Origin of the sequence: Pantoea sp., from assembly GCF_032114055.1 — a bacterium.
Taxonomy (GTDB): domain Bacteria; phylum Pseudomonadota; class Gammaproteobacteria; order Enterobacterales; family Enterobacteriaceae; genus Pantoea.
In genome coordinates, this window is the sequence record NZ_DAMCTB010000003.1 from 287,275 (window position 1) to 305,092 (window position 17,818).

Sequence of the window (17,818 nt, forward strand, 5' to 3'; positions counted from 1 at the left end):
CAGACTCCGGTCCGCGCCCGCATCCCTGAGACTGACCCGCAATCACGGGTCAGCGACCCTATCAGATCAGCTTGTCGAGGGTAATCGGCAGATCACGGACCCGCTTTCCGGTCGCATGGAACACCGCATTACTGATCGCGGCCGCCACGCCCACGATACCCAGCTCACCCACAGGTTTGCCGCCCATCGTGGTTGCCTCGAAGTCCGGCTCGCCCACGTTAATCGTGATGATCTCCGGAATATCGCCGTTTACCGGCACCAGATAATCCGCCAGATTGTTGTTGATGACCCGGCCATTACGCGGATCGACAACGCCTTCTTCCATTAACGCCTGGCCGACGCCCATGATCATGCCGCCAATCCACTGGCTGCGAGCCAGTTTCGGGTTATAGAGACGACCGCTGTCCAGCGCCGCCACCATCCTTTTAACCCGGATAGTGCCGAAATCTTCATCAACCCGCACTTCCACAAAGTGTGCGCTCCAGCTATGAGCAGAGAATTTTTCCGGGCGGCTCATGTCATTCAGATTACGCACCATCTTGTCGCGTTCTTCCTGCGACATCTCTTCCGGGAAGGTGCCGCCTTTGACGGTCAGACTCGCCGCCGGTGCCAGGGCGGCCAGTTGCGCAAACGTGAGGACCTGGTCACTGCCCTGACCCTGCACGCCATCGCCCTTTAAGGTCAGCGCTGAAACCGGCGTGCCGTTGAGGGGTGACTGTGGCAATTCGCTGGCCAGCTTCAGCAACTGGTCACGCATGCGTCTGGCGGTGTCATCCACGGCGGCGGTCACGTTACCGGCCAGCTGTGATCCTCCGGCCACCCCCGCACGCGGCAGCTCGGTATCGCCCAGCTCTACATGGATAGCGGTCGACGCCACGTTCAGAATGTCTGCCGCCGTCTGCGCCAGAATGGTATAGGTGCCGGTGCCAATATCTGCTCCGGCACACTGCACGGTAAATTTGCCCTCTGCCGTCAGAATGATTTTTGCCTCTGCCGGCAATTTATTAACCGGATAGGTGCCGGAAGCCATGCCCCAGCCAATCAGTTCACGCCCTTCCCGCATTGAGCGCGGTGCCATAATCCGTTTATCCCAGCCAAAGGCCTCTGCCCCTTTCTGATAGGCTTCTTTGAGACGTCGTGAACTCCAGGGCAGGTCGAGCTGATAATCTTTGTCCGCCCAGTTGCGCAGACGCAGTTCCAGCGGATCAATGTCGAGTGCATAAGCCATCTCATCCATCGCCACCTCCAGACCAAAGGCACTCGGGTTTTCACCCGGCGCACGCATCCAGCCTGGCGTAACGGTGTTGATGGGCCGGACTTCATGCTGCGCGGAGACGTTCTCAACCGCATACATGCGTGCGGTAACTTTGCTGCAGTTTTCAGCAAAGACATCGATTAATGAGGTTTCACTGAAGCTGCGCTGGATAATTGCCTGAATCTTACCGTCACGTGAAGCACCCAGCTCCAGCTGCTGCGAGGTGGCCGGGCGGCCGCCAAGACCGGTAAAAGTTTGTGGACGGGTCAGCGACACTTTGATCGCACGATTCAGCGCGCGCGACGCGACGCTGGCCAGGGCGACGTGCGTATACGGCACCGGCTTAGAACCAAATCCACCCCCGACGTAAGGCGAGATAATCCGCACGCTTTCGACATCAATGCCCATCCATTCAGCGATTTCCACCTGTGCACCGGCAACCCACTGGCTGGGTTCCCAGACGGTCATGCGCCCATCCTGCCACTGTGCCACACAGGCGTGCGGCTCCATCGGCATGTTGTATTCACGCGGTGTGGTATAACGTTCACTGAGGCGCACCTCGGCCTGCTGCATAGCCTGCTGCGCATCGCCCATGTCGATATCCTGCTTCGATACCGGTTTTGGTTCGACGCCCTCATCGGTGGCAAAGATCAGTGCTGAGTCGGTTTCATACTCAATCTCCACCAGCGAGGCGGCCCAGGTTGCCTGCTCAAAGGTTTCTGCTACCACCAGACCGATGTTCTGGCCGTTATGAATGATCTTATCGTCCTGAATCGGGGTGTAGGTTGACTGCGCTGCGCCGCCGTCCGCAATGGCGGTAGGTTTGATAATTTTCAGTGGATTAAGATGGGTGTAAATGGCCACCACGCCTGCAGCCTGCTGCGCTTTCTCCGTCGACATACGGCTGATGCGGCCGCTGGCGACGGTAGACTGAATCACCACGCCGTAAAGTGGATTGTCCGGCTGATGCTCAACCGCATAGCGCGCCTCACCGGTCACTTTCACCTTACCGTCACCGCGCGCACGCGCCGCACCCAGTCCCTGAACGGCGCTGGCCGGCTCCGTTAATTCCTGACGTGATGTGTCCTTCAGGTCACTCATGCGGTCTCTCCTGCTGCCATCAGCGCGCGTGCAATGACACGCGGCGCGAGTTTTACTTTGTAGGCGTTGTGCGTCAGCGCCTGTGTCTCCTGGGTGATCAGCTCTGCGGCCCGGAACACCGTTTCTTCACTGAACGGCTGGCCTTCCAGCGCCTGCTCAACCGACCTGACCCGCCAGGGTTTGGTCGCTACGCCGCCCAGCGCAATATGCACCTGACGCATAACACCTTTTTCCAGCGCGAAGCCCGCAGCTGCACTGGCAGCCGCGAATTCGTAAGAGCTGCGATCGCGAACCTTGAGGTAATGAGAACGACGCAGCGCCTCTGTTTGTGGCACTTCGATAGCGATAATGATTTCATCATCACGCAGGTCGTGTTCACGATCTGGCGTGTCACCCGGCAGCAGGAAGAAATCATCCATTGCTACCCGGCGCGTGTCGCCCTGTGCGTTCTGTAGCACCACAATCGCGTCAAAAGCCACCAGCGCAACGGCCAGATCGCCGGGATAGACAGCGATACAGCTTTCACTGGCCCCCAGAATGGCATGATTGCTGTTGACGCCGTCTAATGCGGCGCAGCCGGAGCCGGGCTGACGTTTGTTACAGGCCGAAAACGTCGCCGGATCGCGGTAATAATTACAGCGCGTGCGCTGGCGCAGATTACCGCCCAGCGTCGCCATATTACGGATCTGTGGCGACGCCGCCTGCCAGAGGCTTTCATAAATGGCTGGCGCGTTCTGCTGGCAATCAGGATGTTCAGCCAGCTGGCTCATGGTGACCAGCGCACCGGCGGTGATCTTCTGATCATCAAACGCAAGGCTTTTAAACGCGCTCAGACCGGTGATGCCAATAAGCTGTGGGGGCGTAAAGACACCACACTTCATCAGATCAAGCTGCGTGGTGCCGCCCGCCAGCAGCTGACTGCCTGATTGCTTTAGCGTGGCCGCCTCTTCAGGCGAGTGCGCAGTTTTCCAGCTGAATTCGTTCATACGGACTCCTTCGCCATTTCAGCCGCAGCCTGTCGGATGGCATCCACAATGTGCGGATAAGCCCCACAACGGCAGAGGTTGCCGCTCATATATTCACGGATCTCATCATCCGAACCGGCATGCCCCTCTTTGATGCAGGCGACGGCAGACATGATCTGACCCGGTGTGCAGTAGCCGCACTGGAAGGCATCGTTTTCCATGAAACAGCGCTGCACCGGATGCAGTTCACCTTCAGCAGAGGCCAGACCCTCTATGCTGGTGACTTCAGCACCCTCGGCCTGGACGGCCAGCGTCAGGCAGCTCAGCACCCGCTGGCCATTGATCAGTACGGTACAGGCGCCGCATTGTCCTTGGTCGCACCCTTTCTTGGTGCCGGTCAGATTGAGATGCTCACGCAGCGCATCGAGTAAGGTGACCCGGGGATCGACCTGCATCGGGTGCGACTGGCCATTAACCTGCATTGTTAGCGATATTTTTTCCGACATTGTCTGCTTCCCATTGTTGGGGGCTAAAAGATGTAATTGTTATTTGTGTTTCTGACGGGAGTGAAATCGGGGAAATGGTGATAACCCTAATCTTTACGCGCTTATCTCTGTCATTAAGGTTTAGCAGCTTTTTGGCAGTCTGGTGGGAAGGTGGGTAAAAGTCAGCGTTATCCGAAGCGGAAAGTGGCATAAAAGCGTCAGGGCCCTGCTTCAGGGCCGGGTGCAGATGTGCCTGCAGTCAGGGTTGAGGTATCTGGCTGGCCGGTGTAAAGGACGTTTAAACGAAAAGACCGGATAGATGGGAGTGAGGATTGCGGGGTGTGAGCGAAAAGCGAGCATCAGTATCAAAAACCTAGTGATCCCCTCTGGTTCTCCGGCGCTGCCGGGACGTCAGCCCCACTGCGCTAAACGGCAGTGCCAGTAAGCTCTGCCGAATCCCTGCGGGGTTCGGACCTGACGGCCAGGATCTGATGGCAGCTGCAATGTTAGCCACAGCAGCCAGCTTATCGTCCGCTATGAGTGAAAAGCGGACGTTCATTTTAAAATTTTGTCCACAATGTCACCTTGCTTTGTATCACCAGTCTCGTCGTAAGAGATTAATTCTGCTCGGCCCCTTACGTAACAAAGTGCCCGATTAAACAGCAGCCTATGATTATCTCCACACTACTGGCGTGGGAAACAGCAAATGTTTGAGGAATTTACACATACACGAGTCATCCTTTCAGAAGCAGAGCTCAATGTGCGCTATGGGGGTAGTGGACCACCTGTTCTGTTATTGCATGGACACCCTCGTACCCATGTAACCTGGTCAAAAGTGGCTCCCGAGCTGGCCAAATCATTTACCGTCGTATGTCCTGATTTGCGGGGGTTCGGCCAATCATCAAAGCCGGCTGATCAGTGCGATCATGCTGGTTCTTCTAAAAGAGCTAAAGCAAGAGATTGCATTGAGTTGATGAGTCAGCTTGGTTTTGAGCAATTTGCGCTTGTTGGGCATGACAGAGGGAGTTACACAGCTTACAGAGCTGCTCTTGACTATCCAGATCGAATCACACGGCTTGCCGTACTGGATTGCATTCCAATACTTGAAGCCCTCAATAGGTGTAATGATAAGTTTGCCCGGCAGTGGTATCACTGGTTTTTCTTTGCTCAGCCAGAAAAACCGGAGCGGGCAATACTTGCTGATCCTGATAAGTGGTATGGAGGCCAGCCTGAAACGATGGGAAATGAAGAGTACCTTGAGTTCAGAAAAGCTATTCACGACCCGGAAACTGTACATGGGATGCTCGAAGACTATCGTGCCGGATTTTATATAGACAAAGAGCATGAGCTTAATGATCGTCAAAATGGGCGGATGATTGAATGCCCTACTCTCTGTTTATGGTCAAAATTTGATGATCTGGAAGATATTTACGGCGACATCTTGGGTATCTGGAAAAGCTGGGCGCCACATGTACGGGGAAAAGCGATAGCCAGCGGTCACCACATGGCCGAAGAGGCACCAGAAGTAGTCGCTGCTGAGCTTCAAAATTTTCTTTTACAACACAGTTAGCAATTCCCTGTACCATGTTTGTTAGCATCTGGAAGTAGTAAAAGGTTCGCTCCTTGCACAAGGATGACGGTCAGTTTTGTGCGAATACCAGACTTTTAGTCCCTACAAGACATACCAGTAACGCATTCTTATCACTCTTCACGTTATCCAACGGCCTAATTCAATTAAGCCACCCTTGAAATTTATTGTAAAAAGTTCAAGCGACTAGCTAGATCAATTACAAATACTGTCTAAATATACATGCAAACCTTTTATCTGGGTCAAATGAGTGATAAAGTTTCACCCAGAAGACCCTTTGGAGGTGCTATGTCTGAATTTGAATTATTAGCGCAGAATCTGCTTGAAAAAGCCGAAATGGAAGAAAAGTTGCGACAGGAAAATGATAAACAACTCATCAAGCGGGTACTGGAAATCTATGATCAGAAATACGTGGCAGAGCTGCTCAGAAAAGTCGGTAAAAATGAGTGGAGTCGCGAGACGCTTAATCGCTGGATTAATGGTAAGTGCCCGCCAAAGTCGCTGACGTCAGCAGAAGAATCACTTTTGCAAAAGATGCTGCCGGAAGCGCCTGCGCATCACCCAGACTATGCCTTCCGGTTTATTGACCTTTTTGCCGGCATTGGCGGTATACGAAAAGGGTTTGAGGGCATCGGCGGTCAGTGCGTTTTTACCAGCGAATGGAATAAAGAGGCTGTGCGCACGTATAAAGCCAACTGGTTTAATGATGAGCATGCGCACACATTTAATCTCGACATTCGGGAGGTGACGCTCAGTGACAGACCTGAAGTACCCGAAACCGATGCTTATGCCTACATTGACGAGCACGTGCCGGATCATGATGTACTTTTGGCCGGTTTCCCGTGCCAGCCGTTCAGCCTGGCTGGAGTAAGTAAGAAAAATTCACTAGGCCGGGCGCACGGTTTCGAATGTGAAGCGCAGGGAACGCTTTTCTTTGATGTCGCGCGCATTATCCGCGCTAAGAAGCCGGCTGTCTTTGTGCTGGAAAACGTCAAAAATCTAAAGAGCCATGACAAGGGTAAAACCTTTAAAGTCATCATGGAGACCCTGGACGAGCTGGGTTATGAAGTGGCCGATGCGGCTGACATGGGTAAAAGTGATCCTAAAGTCATCGACGGAAAGCATTTCCTGCCTCAGCACCGTGAACGTATCGTACTGGTTGGTTTCCGCCGCGATCTGAATATTCACCAGGGTTTTACCCTACGGGACGTCAGTCGTTTTTATCCGGAGCAGCGGCCGTCATTTGGCGAGCTGCTGGAGCCCGTGGTGGACAGCAAATATATCCTGACGCCGAAGCTCTGGGAGTACCTTTACAACTACGCCAAAAAGCACGCGGCTAAGGGAAATGGCTTCGGTTTTGGCCTAGTAACCCCTGAAAACAGGGAAAGCGTTGCCCGTACGCTTTCTGCCCGTTATCACAAAGACGGATCTGAAATTCTGATTGATCGTGGCTGGGATATGGCTGTGGGTGAAACAGATTTCGCGAATGAAGAAAATCAGGCGCATCGGCCACGCAGATTGACGCCGCGTGAGTGCGCGCGCCTCATGGGCTTCGAGAAGCCCGACGGCAGGCCTTTCCGTATTCCAGTGTCGGACACGCAGTCATACCGTCAGTTCGGTAACTCCGTAGTGGTCCCTGTGTTTGAAGCGGTTGCGAGACTGCTGGAGCCTTACATTTTGAAAGCCGTTTCTGCTAATGCAGATAAGGCGGAGCACATCTGAGTGCACCTCCCGGCAGGGTATGCCGGGAGATTACTTAAGGAAGATCGGCGTAAAGCCCTGTGAGCTCAGCAATAAAGGTGCCCAGCGTTATTAATTCTGCCCTTACCGCTTCCGGATATTTTTTATGTAAGGATGATGGCACAACCAACCTGACCCCTTCCGCCTTCATTTCTCTGTACTGTGCCTGTGATACGCCCTCCTGCAGCGTAAACAGGTGAACCGGAGAAATTCTGTTGGCTTCATTCAGAATCTGGCGCCAGCGGTCTTTACAGGTGGTTTTGACGGCCAGCATGCGCAGATTGTCTGCAGGAAACTCAGCGTCATGGTAAGCCTCGGCGGAGGGGAACAGAAAGTCGGGCTTTTTATTGCCCTCCGTGACTGCCTGAGTAGCGAAATGCCTTAGCCCATGCTCAATGAAAAGATTCTCCAAATGCAGTTCCAGTGACTTACCGGCCCGGGATTTACGGCGATTGCTGACGGAGTTAGCCAGCGCAATAAATTCATCCACGGAGCCAAAACCTTTGCGGATGATGTCCAGAACGTGGAGTTCCTCTACAAGGAGAAAGATATCGTACTCGACGCGCCGGCGGTCAATAAGCTGCTCATCCGGATCGTGCGAGTTTTTCACGTAATGCCCGGCTGCATACTCAATAATTTCATTCCCTGACGGGAAGCAATGCTGCCAGCCCTCCGGGATAACGTATTTATGATTAACAGGCGCCTGCTGCAGAGACAGACCGCCCAGAATGCGATCGGCAGGCCCGGATATAAGCGTGCCGGGGATGACTTCACCGATAGCGGTCTCAATAACGTCCTCTTCATCCGGGCTGACGCAGACCCAGATGTCTACAGACGTGCTGTCCCCGCCGTGCTCATCAAGCCTGAAGGCCAGAAGCGTCAGGGCCCCGGTATTTTCAGGATCCTGAAGCGGGCTGCCTCTTCCCCAGCGTGTAATCCTTTTTTCATTTCGGGTTTTACCAAAATGCCGGCCATTGTAATAAATCGCACGGGCCTCGCTGTCCGGGCAGTCATGAGATGACACATGTGCGGTGAGAAAGACCGAAGGGTTGAGGTCAAGGGTATGGTTGATAGACGGAAACAGCTTTTCAACGATACCGGAAGGAATATAAAGGCCGACCTGATGGCCCCCCGTGGCGCCGGTGTCATTAGCGGAAAGTCGTTTGATATAAACGAAGTAATTCCCGACTGCGATTTCAAGTAACCAGTTATGAAAAGCCGACATACATATCCCTCTGTTGTCCTGAAATTCAGAACGCCATTTTTTCACAGTCAGATGAAAGCAGCCAGCAAGGCTTCTCAATATTATGCTGCTCTGTATAGGTCAGCACTCTGGGATCTTGCACAAAGCTGACATACATTGCAAAGCAGCCCACGAGCGAGCATCAGCTTTTTCCATCACCGCTCATACCCTTAGAAAGGTCTGCTTTGTGGTGTCGAATTCACGGGCAAGCGAGCTGATACCTTTCCCTTCACTTGGGCACAGGAACACCGCTTTCTTCTGTACCAGCTATATATTGGTCATTTTAGTATGTTTTTACCGAGTTTTAACAAATGACAGCTTAATAAAAAGTCATAACAAACGCCGTACACACTCCCTATAAAAAAATGCTCTGGAGCTGCGGTACCAAGTGCGACTGCCGGAGTGCTTTACCTAAAAATGAAATGGTGTTTATATGTTCTGGCGTCAGATTAAATAATTAATCGGCCCTGCAATACATGGGGCCAACTCAGTGTCTTTGCCGTAAAGGATTAGGTATGGAAATTGAAATTAATTGCTGTAATAACATTGATAAAGCAAATATCACTCTGGCAGAAAAAAAATTAAATATTAAATTTGCGCCTAACGGCACCGGAAAAAGCACCATTTCACGCGCGATTCAGTGTACGGTAAATGGGGATGCACAGGGACTCAGTGACCTGCTTCCGTTCAGATATCGTAGTTTTAATCCCGATGCAGTACAGCCCGGGGTAACTGGTGTCGATGGTCTGCAAAACGTCATGTGTTTTAATGAAAAATATGTCGATCAATTCACGTTTCAACCAGACGAGTTAGTAAGTAATAGTTTTGATATCTTCATCAAAAGTGACGCGTATCATGAGACAGAACGCGAAATTGAAGCCATGGTCGTTGCCATACGACAACAGTTTGCTGATAACGTCGAGCTTGAAGAATTCATCACTCACCTGGGGGAACTAAGCGCCGCGTTTAAGCTGAGTAGTACCGGGATTGCAAAAACGTCTACCGGTATGAAAGGCTTATCAGATGGCAACAAGCTTCAGCACATTCCCGACGGTTTGGAATCTTATAGGCCGTACATCCAAAGTAAAAGCAGCGTAGAGTGGATCGAGTGGCAGACTCGGGGGTATGAGAAATTCTCTGCGCTATCCGACGGCTGCTGTCCATTCTGTACTGGCGACTCCCGTGAAAAGGCCGAGCAGATTAGTCGCGTCAGCGCAGAGTATGATAAGGCTGTCATTAAAAACCTGATCGGCCTGATCGGTGTGCTAGATAAACTCGGCGAATATTTTTCAGAGCCTGCCCGCGCCCGCCTCGCTGATATTACGACCTCAAAGAGTGGGCTGGAAAAACAGCACGAAGAATATCTCGTGACAGTGAAGAAGCAGACAGACAGCCTGATAAATATGCTAAATACTCTTAAGACTCTTAACGGCTTTACGTTCAGCGCTTCAACCAACGTCAAGGCTGCTCTGGAAGCCTGTCGCCTAGACGTCAAGTTTTTTCCGGAGCTGCAGTCGGATAAAACGGCCCGCACCGTGGCCAGTCTCAATATCTCTTTAGACGACCTAGCAACGCAGGCCGGACGTTTGCAGGGTCAAATAAATAAGCAGCGTCAGGGCATGCAGAAGCTGATCCTTAAGCATAAAACCGATATCAATACCTTTCTGGCATACGCCGGATATCGTTATCAGGTGGATATCACAGGGGAAGGCGATAAATGCCGGCTGAAACTGCGCCACGAAGACTTTGACGGCTACGTCAGCGGCGGGAGCCAGCATCTCAGTTACGGTGAACGCAATGCCTTTGCCATCGTTCTGTTTATGTATGAATGCCTAGCCAAAAAGCCGGGCCTGATCATTCTTGACGACCCGATTTCATCGTTTGATAAAAACAAGAAATTTGCCATCCTGGAGATGCTGTTTCGCCGCAATACCGGTGAGTGCCTTAAAAATAAAACGGTACTGATGCTGACTCACGATGTTGAGCCTATTATTGATACGCTTAAGTCCGTCAGGAAGCTGTTTAGTAATCTGGTTACGGCCTCTCACTTGCGCTACAGTTCAGGCTGCATCACTGAGCAGCTCATCGGTGAAAGTGATATACGCACTTTTGCTCAGATCTGCCAGTCTGTTACTGACTCTGACAGTGAAGACATCATTAAGCTGATCTATCTTCGCCGACATTATGAAATTATAGACGACCTCGGTGATGCCTATCAGGTGCTGTCAAACCTGTTTCATCACCGCGAAACGCCCATAGATACCCGTGAACCCATTGTGCAGGGAGTGGGACATCCCAAAATGTCTGCAGAAAAAGTTGCCAGCGGTTGCCAGGCAATCGCCGATCGCATACCCGGCTTTAACTATCAAGCCACTTTCGTTCAGATCACCGAACCGGATCGTATACGTGCGCTTTATCTGCTCTGCAGTAATGGCTACGAGAAACTGCAGGTGTTCAGGCTGCTTCACACCGGACTCGAAAATGCAGTCATACGTAAATTCATGAACGAGACCTATCACATTGAAAATGAATTTATCTGTCAGCTGGATCCCGCCCGGTTTGATCTCATTCCTGAATATGTCATCAGGGAGTGCGACGCGCTTATACTTCCTCCTCCACCGGCAAATGACGACGCACTGGAAGAAATTGCCTGATCTGTCGTAGGCGAAAATATATTAATGTGCATCAGTTTTCAGTGCGGCCCCAGCCAAGGCCAATAACAGCCAGTAGGCGATTACGGTCTGTTGCCCGGATCGTTTTTCCCTGCCGCAGCGACCTGATGAGCTTCCGGTCCTCGCGGCTGGGCCTGACGTTCAGAGTGCTGACGGTACTAAGGTAACGCCACCTCATACCCCACGAGGCATTGTGGTGCAACTGCATTTAGGCCAGACCGCACGTCACAACATAAGGGCCGCATTCTGATGTTGACCATAACGCATTGTGATTTAGTAATGTCCGCTTCTGGCACATAGCGGACGTGTAATTTACAAAAATTACTGTAACCCATCCTAAATTTTACCAACAGCTTCGGTGATTAGCCGTGATTTGCAGGTCATCCTCATTCCCGGTAAAGCGATAAATATTCAGAGCATTTCTATAGGCGGGGCTGATATAGACCGTTAAAATCAGGTTTTTTAACCGGAGCGGAAGCTATGAAAAACGTTGTACTAAGCATGCTGGCCAAAATTTCCAACATTGATGCAGATTTGAAGCAACTGACAGCACGCGTCGAGGCGCAGTCACTACTCATCAGCGCGCTTGTTCTGGCTGTAAGCCGCCAGGGTGGCGTAACAGAGATGATTGAAAGCGCGAACAAGGCTATCAATACCGTGATTGACTCCGCTGAGTCCGATGAGGTGCTGAAATCAGATGCCGCAATTCTGTTAAGCGAGTTGCAGAGCCTGTTAAGTATCTCCACGGCAGTAGACAGTGCGGATACTGAAATCAATCATGAGGGTCTTGATAAACTGAACGGCGTGGCAACCCTCACTGAGCAATAAATTTCAGAACAGTAATGTGCCGAATGAGAACCACCCCCTGAACGAATTTGCGCCCAGGCAGCTTATTTAAAATAAATACAGGATACAGGTATAAACTTTATCAACACCCCAGCGCAGAATGGGGGCGACTCTGGTTATAGTGTATGTGCCATGCCTCGATTTTGCACCGGGCATCCTCCATCGAAATAAACCAGTTCTCCGCCAGGCACTCCTGACGCAACCTGCCGTTGAATGATTCCACCGTGGCATTATCCGTGGGCGTACCTGGCCGCGAGAAGTCAATACGGATATCACGTTCATACACCCACTTACCCGGCATTTTTCCTGCAAATTCAAAGCCATTATCTGTGTTCAGGTGCTGCAATAGCGGACGTCTCAACGCGAGGATATTCAGAATCGCAGCCACTTCTGATGAACGCAGGTTCTGGCCTACGCCGATCTCCGGACATTCGTGCGTGCAGAGATCGATTAACGTCAGCAGGCGAAGCTGGCGCCCCTCAGACAGCGCATCGGAGTCAACATCCCTCTCCCATGCGTAAATGGGATGCGGCTCCTGCAGTCGGAGTTGACGTTTCAGCGCAGAATTATTGCGGCCGGGGCGTTTCAGCTGCGCGCGGGACGCAGCTGATGGCCAGCACAACGCCTGTAATCAGCACCACAGCGTTTATCAGCCAGGCTATGCGCCACCCCGCCAGATGGTTAATCTGCACGGCCGCTACCGGCAACAGCGCCAGCGCCAGCGACAGACCCAGCGCGATAGCACCCAGCGCCTTACCGGCGTCCAGTGGGAACTGGCGTGCGGTCGCGGTCAGGGCGGTATGTACCATTAGTTGTCCGCCGAGACGAAGCAGGTAGAAGCCTGCACAAAGTATCCATGCCGCCTGCGCACCGGAGACCAGCAGTCACGCCATCAGCAGCAGCAGGGTAACCGCCAGAGTAAATAACCGGGGGGTGGTGTATGTACTCAATCAGCCGGCCCAGGTCAGGGTGACAGCACTCATCACGGTGCCGGCGGCATAGAGTCCACCCAGCCCGCCGTCGCTGAGACCGAAAGCCTGACGCAGATCCTGGCCGTAAAGCGATACAAAATATGTCTGACCGAAACTCGACATCGCCATCAGTATTGCGCCAAAAGCGAGATGGCTGCCGTGCTGATACAAGAAGCGAAAAAGCTGACGCATGGTTTTCCCTGAGCGTGGTTAATAAAGGCGCTGCGCAGATGAGGAGCCCCGGACCTGTAGTATTGGTTATGGGGGCCAGATTAGGAAAAGGACCCGCGATTGCAGGCCCGTAAGGTTTAACGCAGCATCAGCAGAGGATGACGGCATTCAGTCAGCATCGCTGTCGTGTGGCTGCCGATAAAGAACTGGCGCAGCCGGGAGTGCCCCCAGGCTCCCATTACGATCAGGTTCATGCCGTTCTCCCCGGCGTAACGGCACAGCCCGCGCGAGACGGATTCATCCTGAATCATCCTGAACTCTGCATTGATGCCGGCCGCCTGCAGGATCCGCTGCGCATCACGGAGTGAAGCATCGTCGCCGTTCACCCTCACAACATGGCAGGTCAGGCCCTGAAACAGCGGGCTGACGCTCAGCCGGGTCAGATTTCTGTGGCTGGCTTCGCTGCCGTCCCAGGCAAAGAGCACCCGGGAAGGCGCGCTGAACGTTTCCGGCACGACCAGCACCGGCTCTTTCTGCAGACGGATGACGCTTTCCAGCTGACTGCCCACAGGGTGTTTCTCACCTCGCCGCTCAAGCACCATCAGCCTGACGTCATCCAGCCCGGCAAGGATTTCGTCCAGAGCGCCGTGCATCTGCAGCAGGCGTACCTCCGGGCGTCCCGCCCGTGCCAGACGCTCAGCGCAGGCAGTGAGGATAGCTTTTCCCTGCGCCATGAGCAGGCGGCTGCGCTCACCCTCCACGCGCACAAGCTCTTCAGTCAGCAGCTCTTTGCTGTCGATGCCAATACTGCCGCTCAGGTCAGAGACGGCCGGATGTCCGTCTTTTTCCAGCACGTGCAGCAGGGCCAGCGGCGCGGAAAGGCCGGCGGCAGCTCATGCCGCGTAGTCACAGACCGATCCGGTTGACGGTGAGCCGTCCACACAGGCCACAATGGTATTGTTCATAGCTTCATCTCCTGTCGGTTAGTGACCGCCCATCAGTTTTTCCGCCTCTTCCGGCCTGTCATGTACGCCGAAACGGTCAACGAGGGTGCGGGTGGCGTCGTTCATGCCCGGTATTTCCACCTCAGCGCCTTCCCGGCGGAACTTAATCACCGCCTTATCCAGCGCGCTTACGGCGGTGATGTCCCAGAAGTGAGCATGCGTTACGTCAATGACCACGCGCTCTGCCGCTTCTCTGAAGTCAAAGTGGCTCATAAAACGATCGGCTGAGGCAAAAAAGACCTGCCCGGTCACGGTATAGGTCCGGGTATCGCCCTCCAGTGACGACCTGACCGTCATGAAGTGCGCCACTTTGGTTGCAAAGTTAAGTGAGGCAATCAGTACCCCGGTCAGCACGCCGAAAGCCAGGTTATCGGTCGTTACCACTACCGCCACGGTTGCCAGCATGACTACGCTGGTTGACAGCGGATGGCGGCGCAGATCGGTAATGGATCGCCAGGAGAAGGTGCCGATGGAAACCATAATCATGACGGCGACCAGCGCCGCCATCGGGATCTGCGATACCTCGTCGCGAAGGAAAATGATCAGGCAGAGCAGCACCAGCCCGGCCGTCAGGGTGGAGAGACGCCCGCGCCCGCCGGACTTCACGTTAATCACCGACTGACCAATCATGGCGCAGCCCGCCATCCCGCCGATAAACGCCGTGCAGACGTTGGCGATGCCCTGCGCCTTGCACTCGCGGTTTTTATCGCTCGGGGTGTCGGTCATGTCGTCCACGATAGTGGCGGTCATCATCGACTCCAGCAGTCCCACAACGGCAAGGCCGGCAGAGTAAGGCAGAATAATCAGCAGTGTTTCCAGATTCAGCGGAATGTCTGGAATAAGGAACACCGGCAGGCTGTCAGGCAGTTTGCCCATGTCGCCTACGGTGCGCACGTCCAGGTGCAACCACATTGAAATGGCGGTCAGGACCACAATACAGACCAGCGGAGAGGGAATGGTTCTATTGAGGTACGGAAAGAGGTAGATGATTGCCAGGCCAGCGGCGGTGAGCGCATAAACGTGCCAGGTCACGTTTGTCAGCTCCGGTAGCTGCGCCATGAATATCAGAATAGCCAGCGCGTTGACGAACCCCGTCACGACAGAGCGCGACACATAGCGCATCAGGCTGCCAAGCTTCAGGTAGCCGGCGGCCAGTTGCAACAAGCCGGTAAGCACCGACGCCGCCAGCAGATACTGCAGGCCGTGGTCTTTCACCAGGGTTATCATCAGCAGCGCCATGGCACCGGTAGCCGATGAGATCATGGCGGGGCGTCCGCCAAAGATAGCCATTACCACGGGAATACAGAATGCCGAATAGAGGCCAACCTGCGGGTCGACGCCGGCAATGATGGAAAACGCGATCGCTTCAGGAATCAGCGCGAGCGCGACGACGATACCGGCGAGCACGTCACCACGGACGTTGCCCAGCCAGTCCTTACGCGTTGAGGACAGCAGCATATTAATTTCTCAGATTTTGAATACAGTCAGCCCGTGAGGGCTAAAATTTCAGGTGCGAAAAAGCACATCCGCAGACGGGATGTTAAGGATGCGCGACTGAGATTACTCAGTGCGACAAAGGAAGGTTACGACTCAGGGTGGCGTAAGACGCATGGTGTTTTGAGTTCTCCTTTACGGCAAGCAGGTGCCTTCAGGACTGAGTTAAGCCGGTTCATCTGGAGATAAACGCTGACCGCGAAGTCTGTTCTTGTCAGAACAGGCAATAAACTATAAACGAAAGCAGAAAGAGGTCAATGTTTCACCCTGTGCATTGTCGTCAGGCAAGGCATCCAATAAAAGCCTTGTCTGCGTCCATTATTAGTACAAAGCGGGCTGACATAGCGTCGATATTTACTTTGAGCTGAAAGTGGATATCAGGGGCTCTGAGCCAGATTGCATCCTTCTGTTTGGCCTGTGCAGGCGTACCGTAAACACAGGGCCATAAGATGAAAGACTGGCAAAGTCCATATATGAATTTATAGATATATTGTTGACTCGCAGATTGCATGCAGTGAGAATCTCTTCAGTTCCCGACTCAGGAGCCATCATGCTTCAGTTTCAGCCTCTTCAGCTTTTCAAAAATCTTTCTGATGACACACGGCTCAGTCTGGTGCTGCTGTTGCGCGCAAAAGGAGAGCTTTGCGTCTGTGAACTCACCTCAATACTGAAAGAAAGTCAGCCTAAGATCTCCCGGCATCTGGCTTTACTCAGAGACGCCGGTCTGCTTATCGACAGGCGTGACGGTAAGTGGATTTATTACCGGCTGTCGCCCCATATTCCTGTCTGGGCTGCCACAGTCATTGAGCAGGCTTACCTGTGTCAGCGCGATGATATTCTGCGACTCAGCCAGCAGGCTGAAAGAAATAACGTGACCACCAACGGCAAGCCAGTCTGTATTTAAAAATTTATCCTGATATATATGATTTTTCATATCTGTTAGCAGGACTGTCTTCAGTCCCGTTCACAGGTGTTACATTGGAAGGAGCAAGTATGTTTCTGGCGGGCGCTATATTCATCCTGACACTGGTGCTGGTTATCTGGCAGCCAAAGGGACTCAGTATTGGATGGAGTGCACTTATCGGTGCCGCACTGGCGCTGCTGACCGGCGTAGTGCATCCCGGGGATATTCCGGCCGTCTGGCAGATTGTCTGGAACGCCACGGCCACGTTTATCGCAGTTATTATCATCAGTCTGCTGCTTGATGAATCTGGCTTTTTTGAGTGGGCTGCACTGCACGTTTCCCGCTGGGGAGGCGGCAAAGGCAGGCTGCTGTTTACATATATTGTTCTGTTGGGTGCGGCAGTGGCGGCCCTGTTTGCCAATGACGGAGCGGCACTTATCCTGACACCCATTGTCATCGCCATGCTGCTGGCGCTGGGCTTCAGCCCCGGCGCCACGCTGGCATTTGTGATGGCGGCAGGCTTTATTGCAGACACATCCAGCCTACCGCTCATCGTGTCAAACCTGGTCAACATCGTCACAGCGGACTTTTTTAAGCTGGGGTTCAGTGAATACGCGTCTGTCATGGTGCCGGTAAACATCGCATCCGTGATGGCCACGCTGGTTATGCTTCACCTCTTCTTCCGCAAAGACCTCCCGGTTACTTATGATCTGGCGAAACTGAAGGTGCCACGGGAAGCCATTCGTGACATGCGAACCTTTAGAGCCGGATGGCTGGTCCTGCTCATGCTGCTGTCCGGTTTTTTTGCCCTGGAGCCGCTCGGCGTTCCGGTCAGTCTGGTGGCAGCAGTGGCAGCATTTATTCTGTGGTTAGTTGCCCGGAAAGGACAGGTAATTGACACCCGTAACGTGCTGAAAGGCGCGCCCTGGCAGATTGTCATCTTCTCACTGGGCATGTATCTCGTGGTGTATGGCCTGCGCAACGCAGGACTGACGGATTATCTCTCCTCCCTCCTGAACCGGTTTGCAGAGCACGGCGTCTGGGGTGCAACGCTCGGCACCGGTTTTCTGACGGCCTTTCTGTCATCCGTAATGAATAACATGCCTACCGTGCTGATCGGTGCCCTGTCCATTGATGACAGCACGGCTCAGGGTGTAGTAAAGGAGGCGATGATTTACGCCAACATCATCGGTTGCGATCTTGGTCCGAAAATCACACCCATCGGCAGCCTGGCGACCCTGCTGTGGTTGCACGTGCTGGCGCAAAAAAACATCACCGTCAGCTGGGGCTACTACCTCCGCGTGGGAATAGTGATGACCCTGCCAGTGCTTTTTGTGACCCTGGCCGCGCTGGCCCTGCGTCTGTCTGTTTAACCTTAA

At 53.3% G+C, this 17,818-nt stretch carries 14 protein-coding genes and 1 pseudogene; 6 read left to right on the forward strand and 9 right to left on the reverse strand.

All coding sequences use genetic code 11. The features are described 5' to 3' along the window. Positions 1 to 61: 61 nt before the first annotated feature. Genes RT657_RS07780 through RT657_RS07790 form a run of 3 tightly spaced genes read right to left on the reverse strand, consistent with a single transcriptional unit; the run spans position 62 to position 3,827 of the window. Positions 62 to 2,356: a xanthine dehydrogenase family protein molybdopterin-binding subunit gene (locus RT657_RS07780; protein WP_313653525.1), complete on the reverse strand. Its 2,295-nt coding sequence runs from the start codon at positions 2,354 to 2,356 to the stop codon at positions 62 to 64. Further along, positions 2,353 to 3,342, reverse strand: a complete 990-nt coding sequence (locus RT657_RS07785) for a xanthine dehydrogenase family protein subunit M (protein ID WP_313653527.1) — start codon at positions 3,340 to 3,342, stop codon at positions 2,353 to 2,355. Before RT657_RS07785 ends, RT657_RS07780 begins: the two co-directional genes overlap by 4 nt. Then, positions 3,339 to 3,827 carry a 2Fe-2S iron-sulfur cluster-binding protein gene (locus tag RT657_RS07790; RefSeq protein ID WP_313653528.1) on the reverse strand — a complete coding sequence of 163 codons (489 nt, stop codon included), beginning with the start codon at positions 3,825 to 3,827 and terminating at the stop codon, positions 3,339 to 3,341. The genes RT657_RS07785 and RT657_RS07790 overlap by 4 nt, the downstream gene beginning before the upstream one ends. 685 nt (positions 3,828 to 4,512) lie before the next feature. On the opposite strand from RT657_RS07790, the gene RT657_RS07795 reads away from it, so the two are divergent. Continuing rightward, on the forward strand, positions 4,513 to 5,376 hold the full coding sequence (locus RT657_RS07795) for an alpha/beta hydrolase (RefSeq protein ID WP_313653529.1): 864 nt from the start codon (positions 4,513 to 4,515) through the stop codon (positions 5,374 to 5,376). Positions 5,377 to 5,682: 306 nt separating this feature from the next. Further along, positions 5,683 to 7,116 carry a DNA cytosine methyltransferase gene (locus RT657_RS07800; RefSeq protein WP_313653530.1) on the forward strand — a complete coding sequence of 478 codons (1,434 nt, stop codon included), beginning with the start codon at positions 5,683 to 5,685 and terminating at the stop codon, positions 7,114 to 7,116. 34 nt (positions 7,117 to 7,150) lie between these two features. Here RT657_RS07800 and RT657_RS07805 read toward each other — a convergent pair whose 3' ends face one another. Then, positions 7,151 to 8,365 (reverse strand): type II restriction endonuclease, encoded by a 1,215-nt coding sequence (locus tag RT657_RS07805; protein ID WP_313653699.1) that lies wholly within the window; start codon positions 8,363 to 8,365, stop codon positions 7,151 to 7,153. Between the two features lie 527 nt (positions 8,366 to 8,892). Here RT657_RS07805 and RT657_RS07810 point away from each other — a divergent pair. After that, positions 8,893 to 11,031, forward strand: a complete 2,139-nt coding sequence (locus tag RT657_RS07810; protein ID WP_313653531.1) for an AAA family ATPase — start codon at positions 8,893 to 8,895, stop codon at positions 11,029 to 11,031. A gap of 498 nt (positions 11,032 to 11,529) precedes the next feature. Further along, on the forward strand, positions 11,530 to 11,877 hold the full coding sequence (gene iraP / locus RT657_RS07815; protein WP_313653534.1) for an anti-adapter protein IraP: 348 nt from the start codon (positions 11,530 to 11,532) through the stop codon (positions 11,875 to 11,877). A gap of 100 nt (positions 11,878 to 11,977) precedes the next feature. On the opposite strand, the gene RT657_RS07820 is transcribed toward iraP, so the two are convergent. The 5 genes and pseudogenes from RT657_RS07820 to RT657_RS07840 all read right to left on the reverse strand — a co-directional run bounded on the left by RT657_RS07820 (position 11,978) and on the right by RT657_RS07840 (position 15,499). Continuing rightward, complete coding sequence (locus RT657_RS07820) at positions 11,978 to 12,517, reverse strand: integrase core domain-containing protein (protein WP_313653535.1); 540 nt, start codon at positions 12,515 to 12,517, stop codon at positions 11,978 to 11,980. Then, positions 12,462 to 12,779, reverse strand: a complete 318-nt coding sequence (locus RT657_RS07825; RefSeq protein ID WP_313653702.1) for an MFS transporter — start codon at positions 12,777 to 12,779, stop codon at positions 12,462 to 12,464. Before RT657_RS07825 ends, RT657_RS07820 begins: the two co-directional genes overlap by 56 nt. Positions 12,780 to 12,845: 66 nt before the next feature. Beyond that, positions 12,846 to 13,058 (reverse strand): hypothetical protein, encoded by a 213-nt coding sequence (locus tag RT657_RS07830; RefSeq protein ID WP_313653536.1) that lies wholly within the window; start codon positions 13,056 to 13,058, stop codon positions 12,846 to 12,848. A gap of 116 nt (positions 13,059 to 13,174) precedes the next feature. Continuing rightward, positions 13,175 to 14,002, reverse strand: a pseudogene (locus tag RT657_RS07835) (universal stress protein). Positions 14,003 to 14,020: 18 nt separating this feature from the next. Next, positions 14,021 to 15,499: a SulP family inorganic anion transporter gene (locus RT657_RS07840; RefSeq protein ID WP_313653537.1), complete on the reverse strand. Its 1,479-nt coding sequence runs from the start codon at positions 15,497 to 15,499 to the stop codon at positions 14,021 to 14,023. Positions 15,500 to 16,085: 586 nt separating this feature from the next. Between RT657_RS07840 and RT657_RS07845 the strand changes: the two genes are divergently transcribed. Both RT657_RS07845 and RT657_RS07850 read left to right on the forward strand, forming a co-directional pair. Then, on the forward strand, positions 16,086 to 16,439 hold the full coding sequence (locus tag RT657_RS07845) for a metalloregulator ArsR/SmtB family transcription factor (protein WP_313653538.1): 354 nt from the start codon (positions 16,086 to 16,088) through the stop codon (positions 16,437 to 16,439). An 89-nt stretch (positions 16,440 to 16,528) separates the two neighbouring features. Next, a complete protein-coding gene (locus tag RT657_RS07850; protein WP_313653540.1) occupies positions 16,529 to 17,812 on the forward strand; it encodes an arsenic transporter in 1,284 nt (427 codons plus the stop codon). The last annotated feature ends 6 nt before the right edge of the window (positions 17,813 to 17,818 follow it).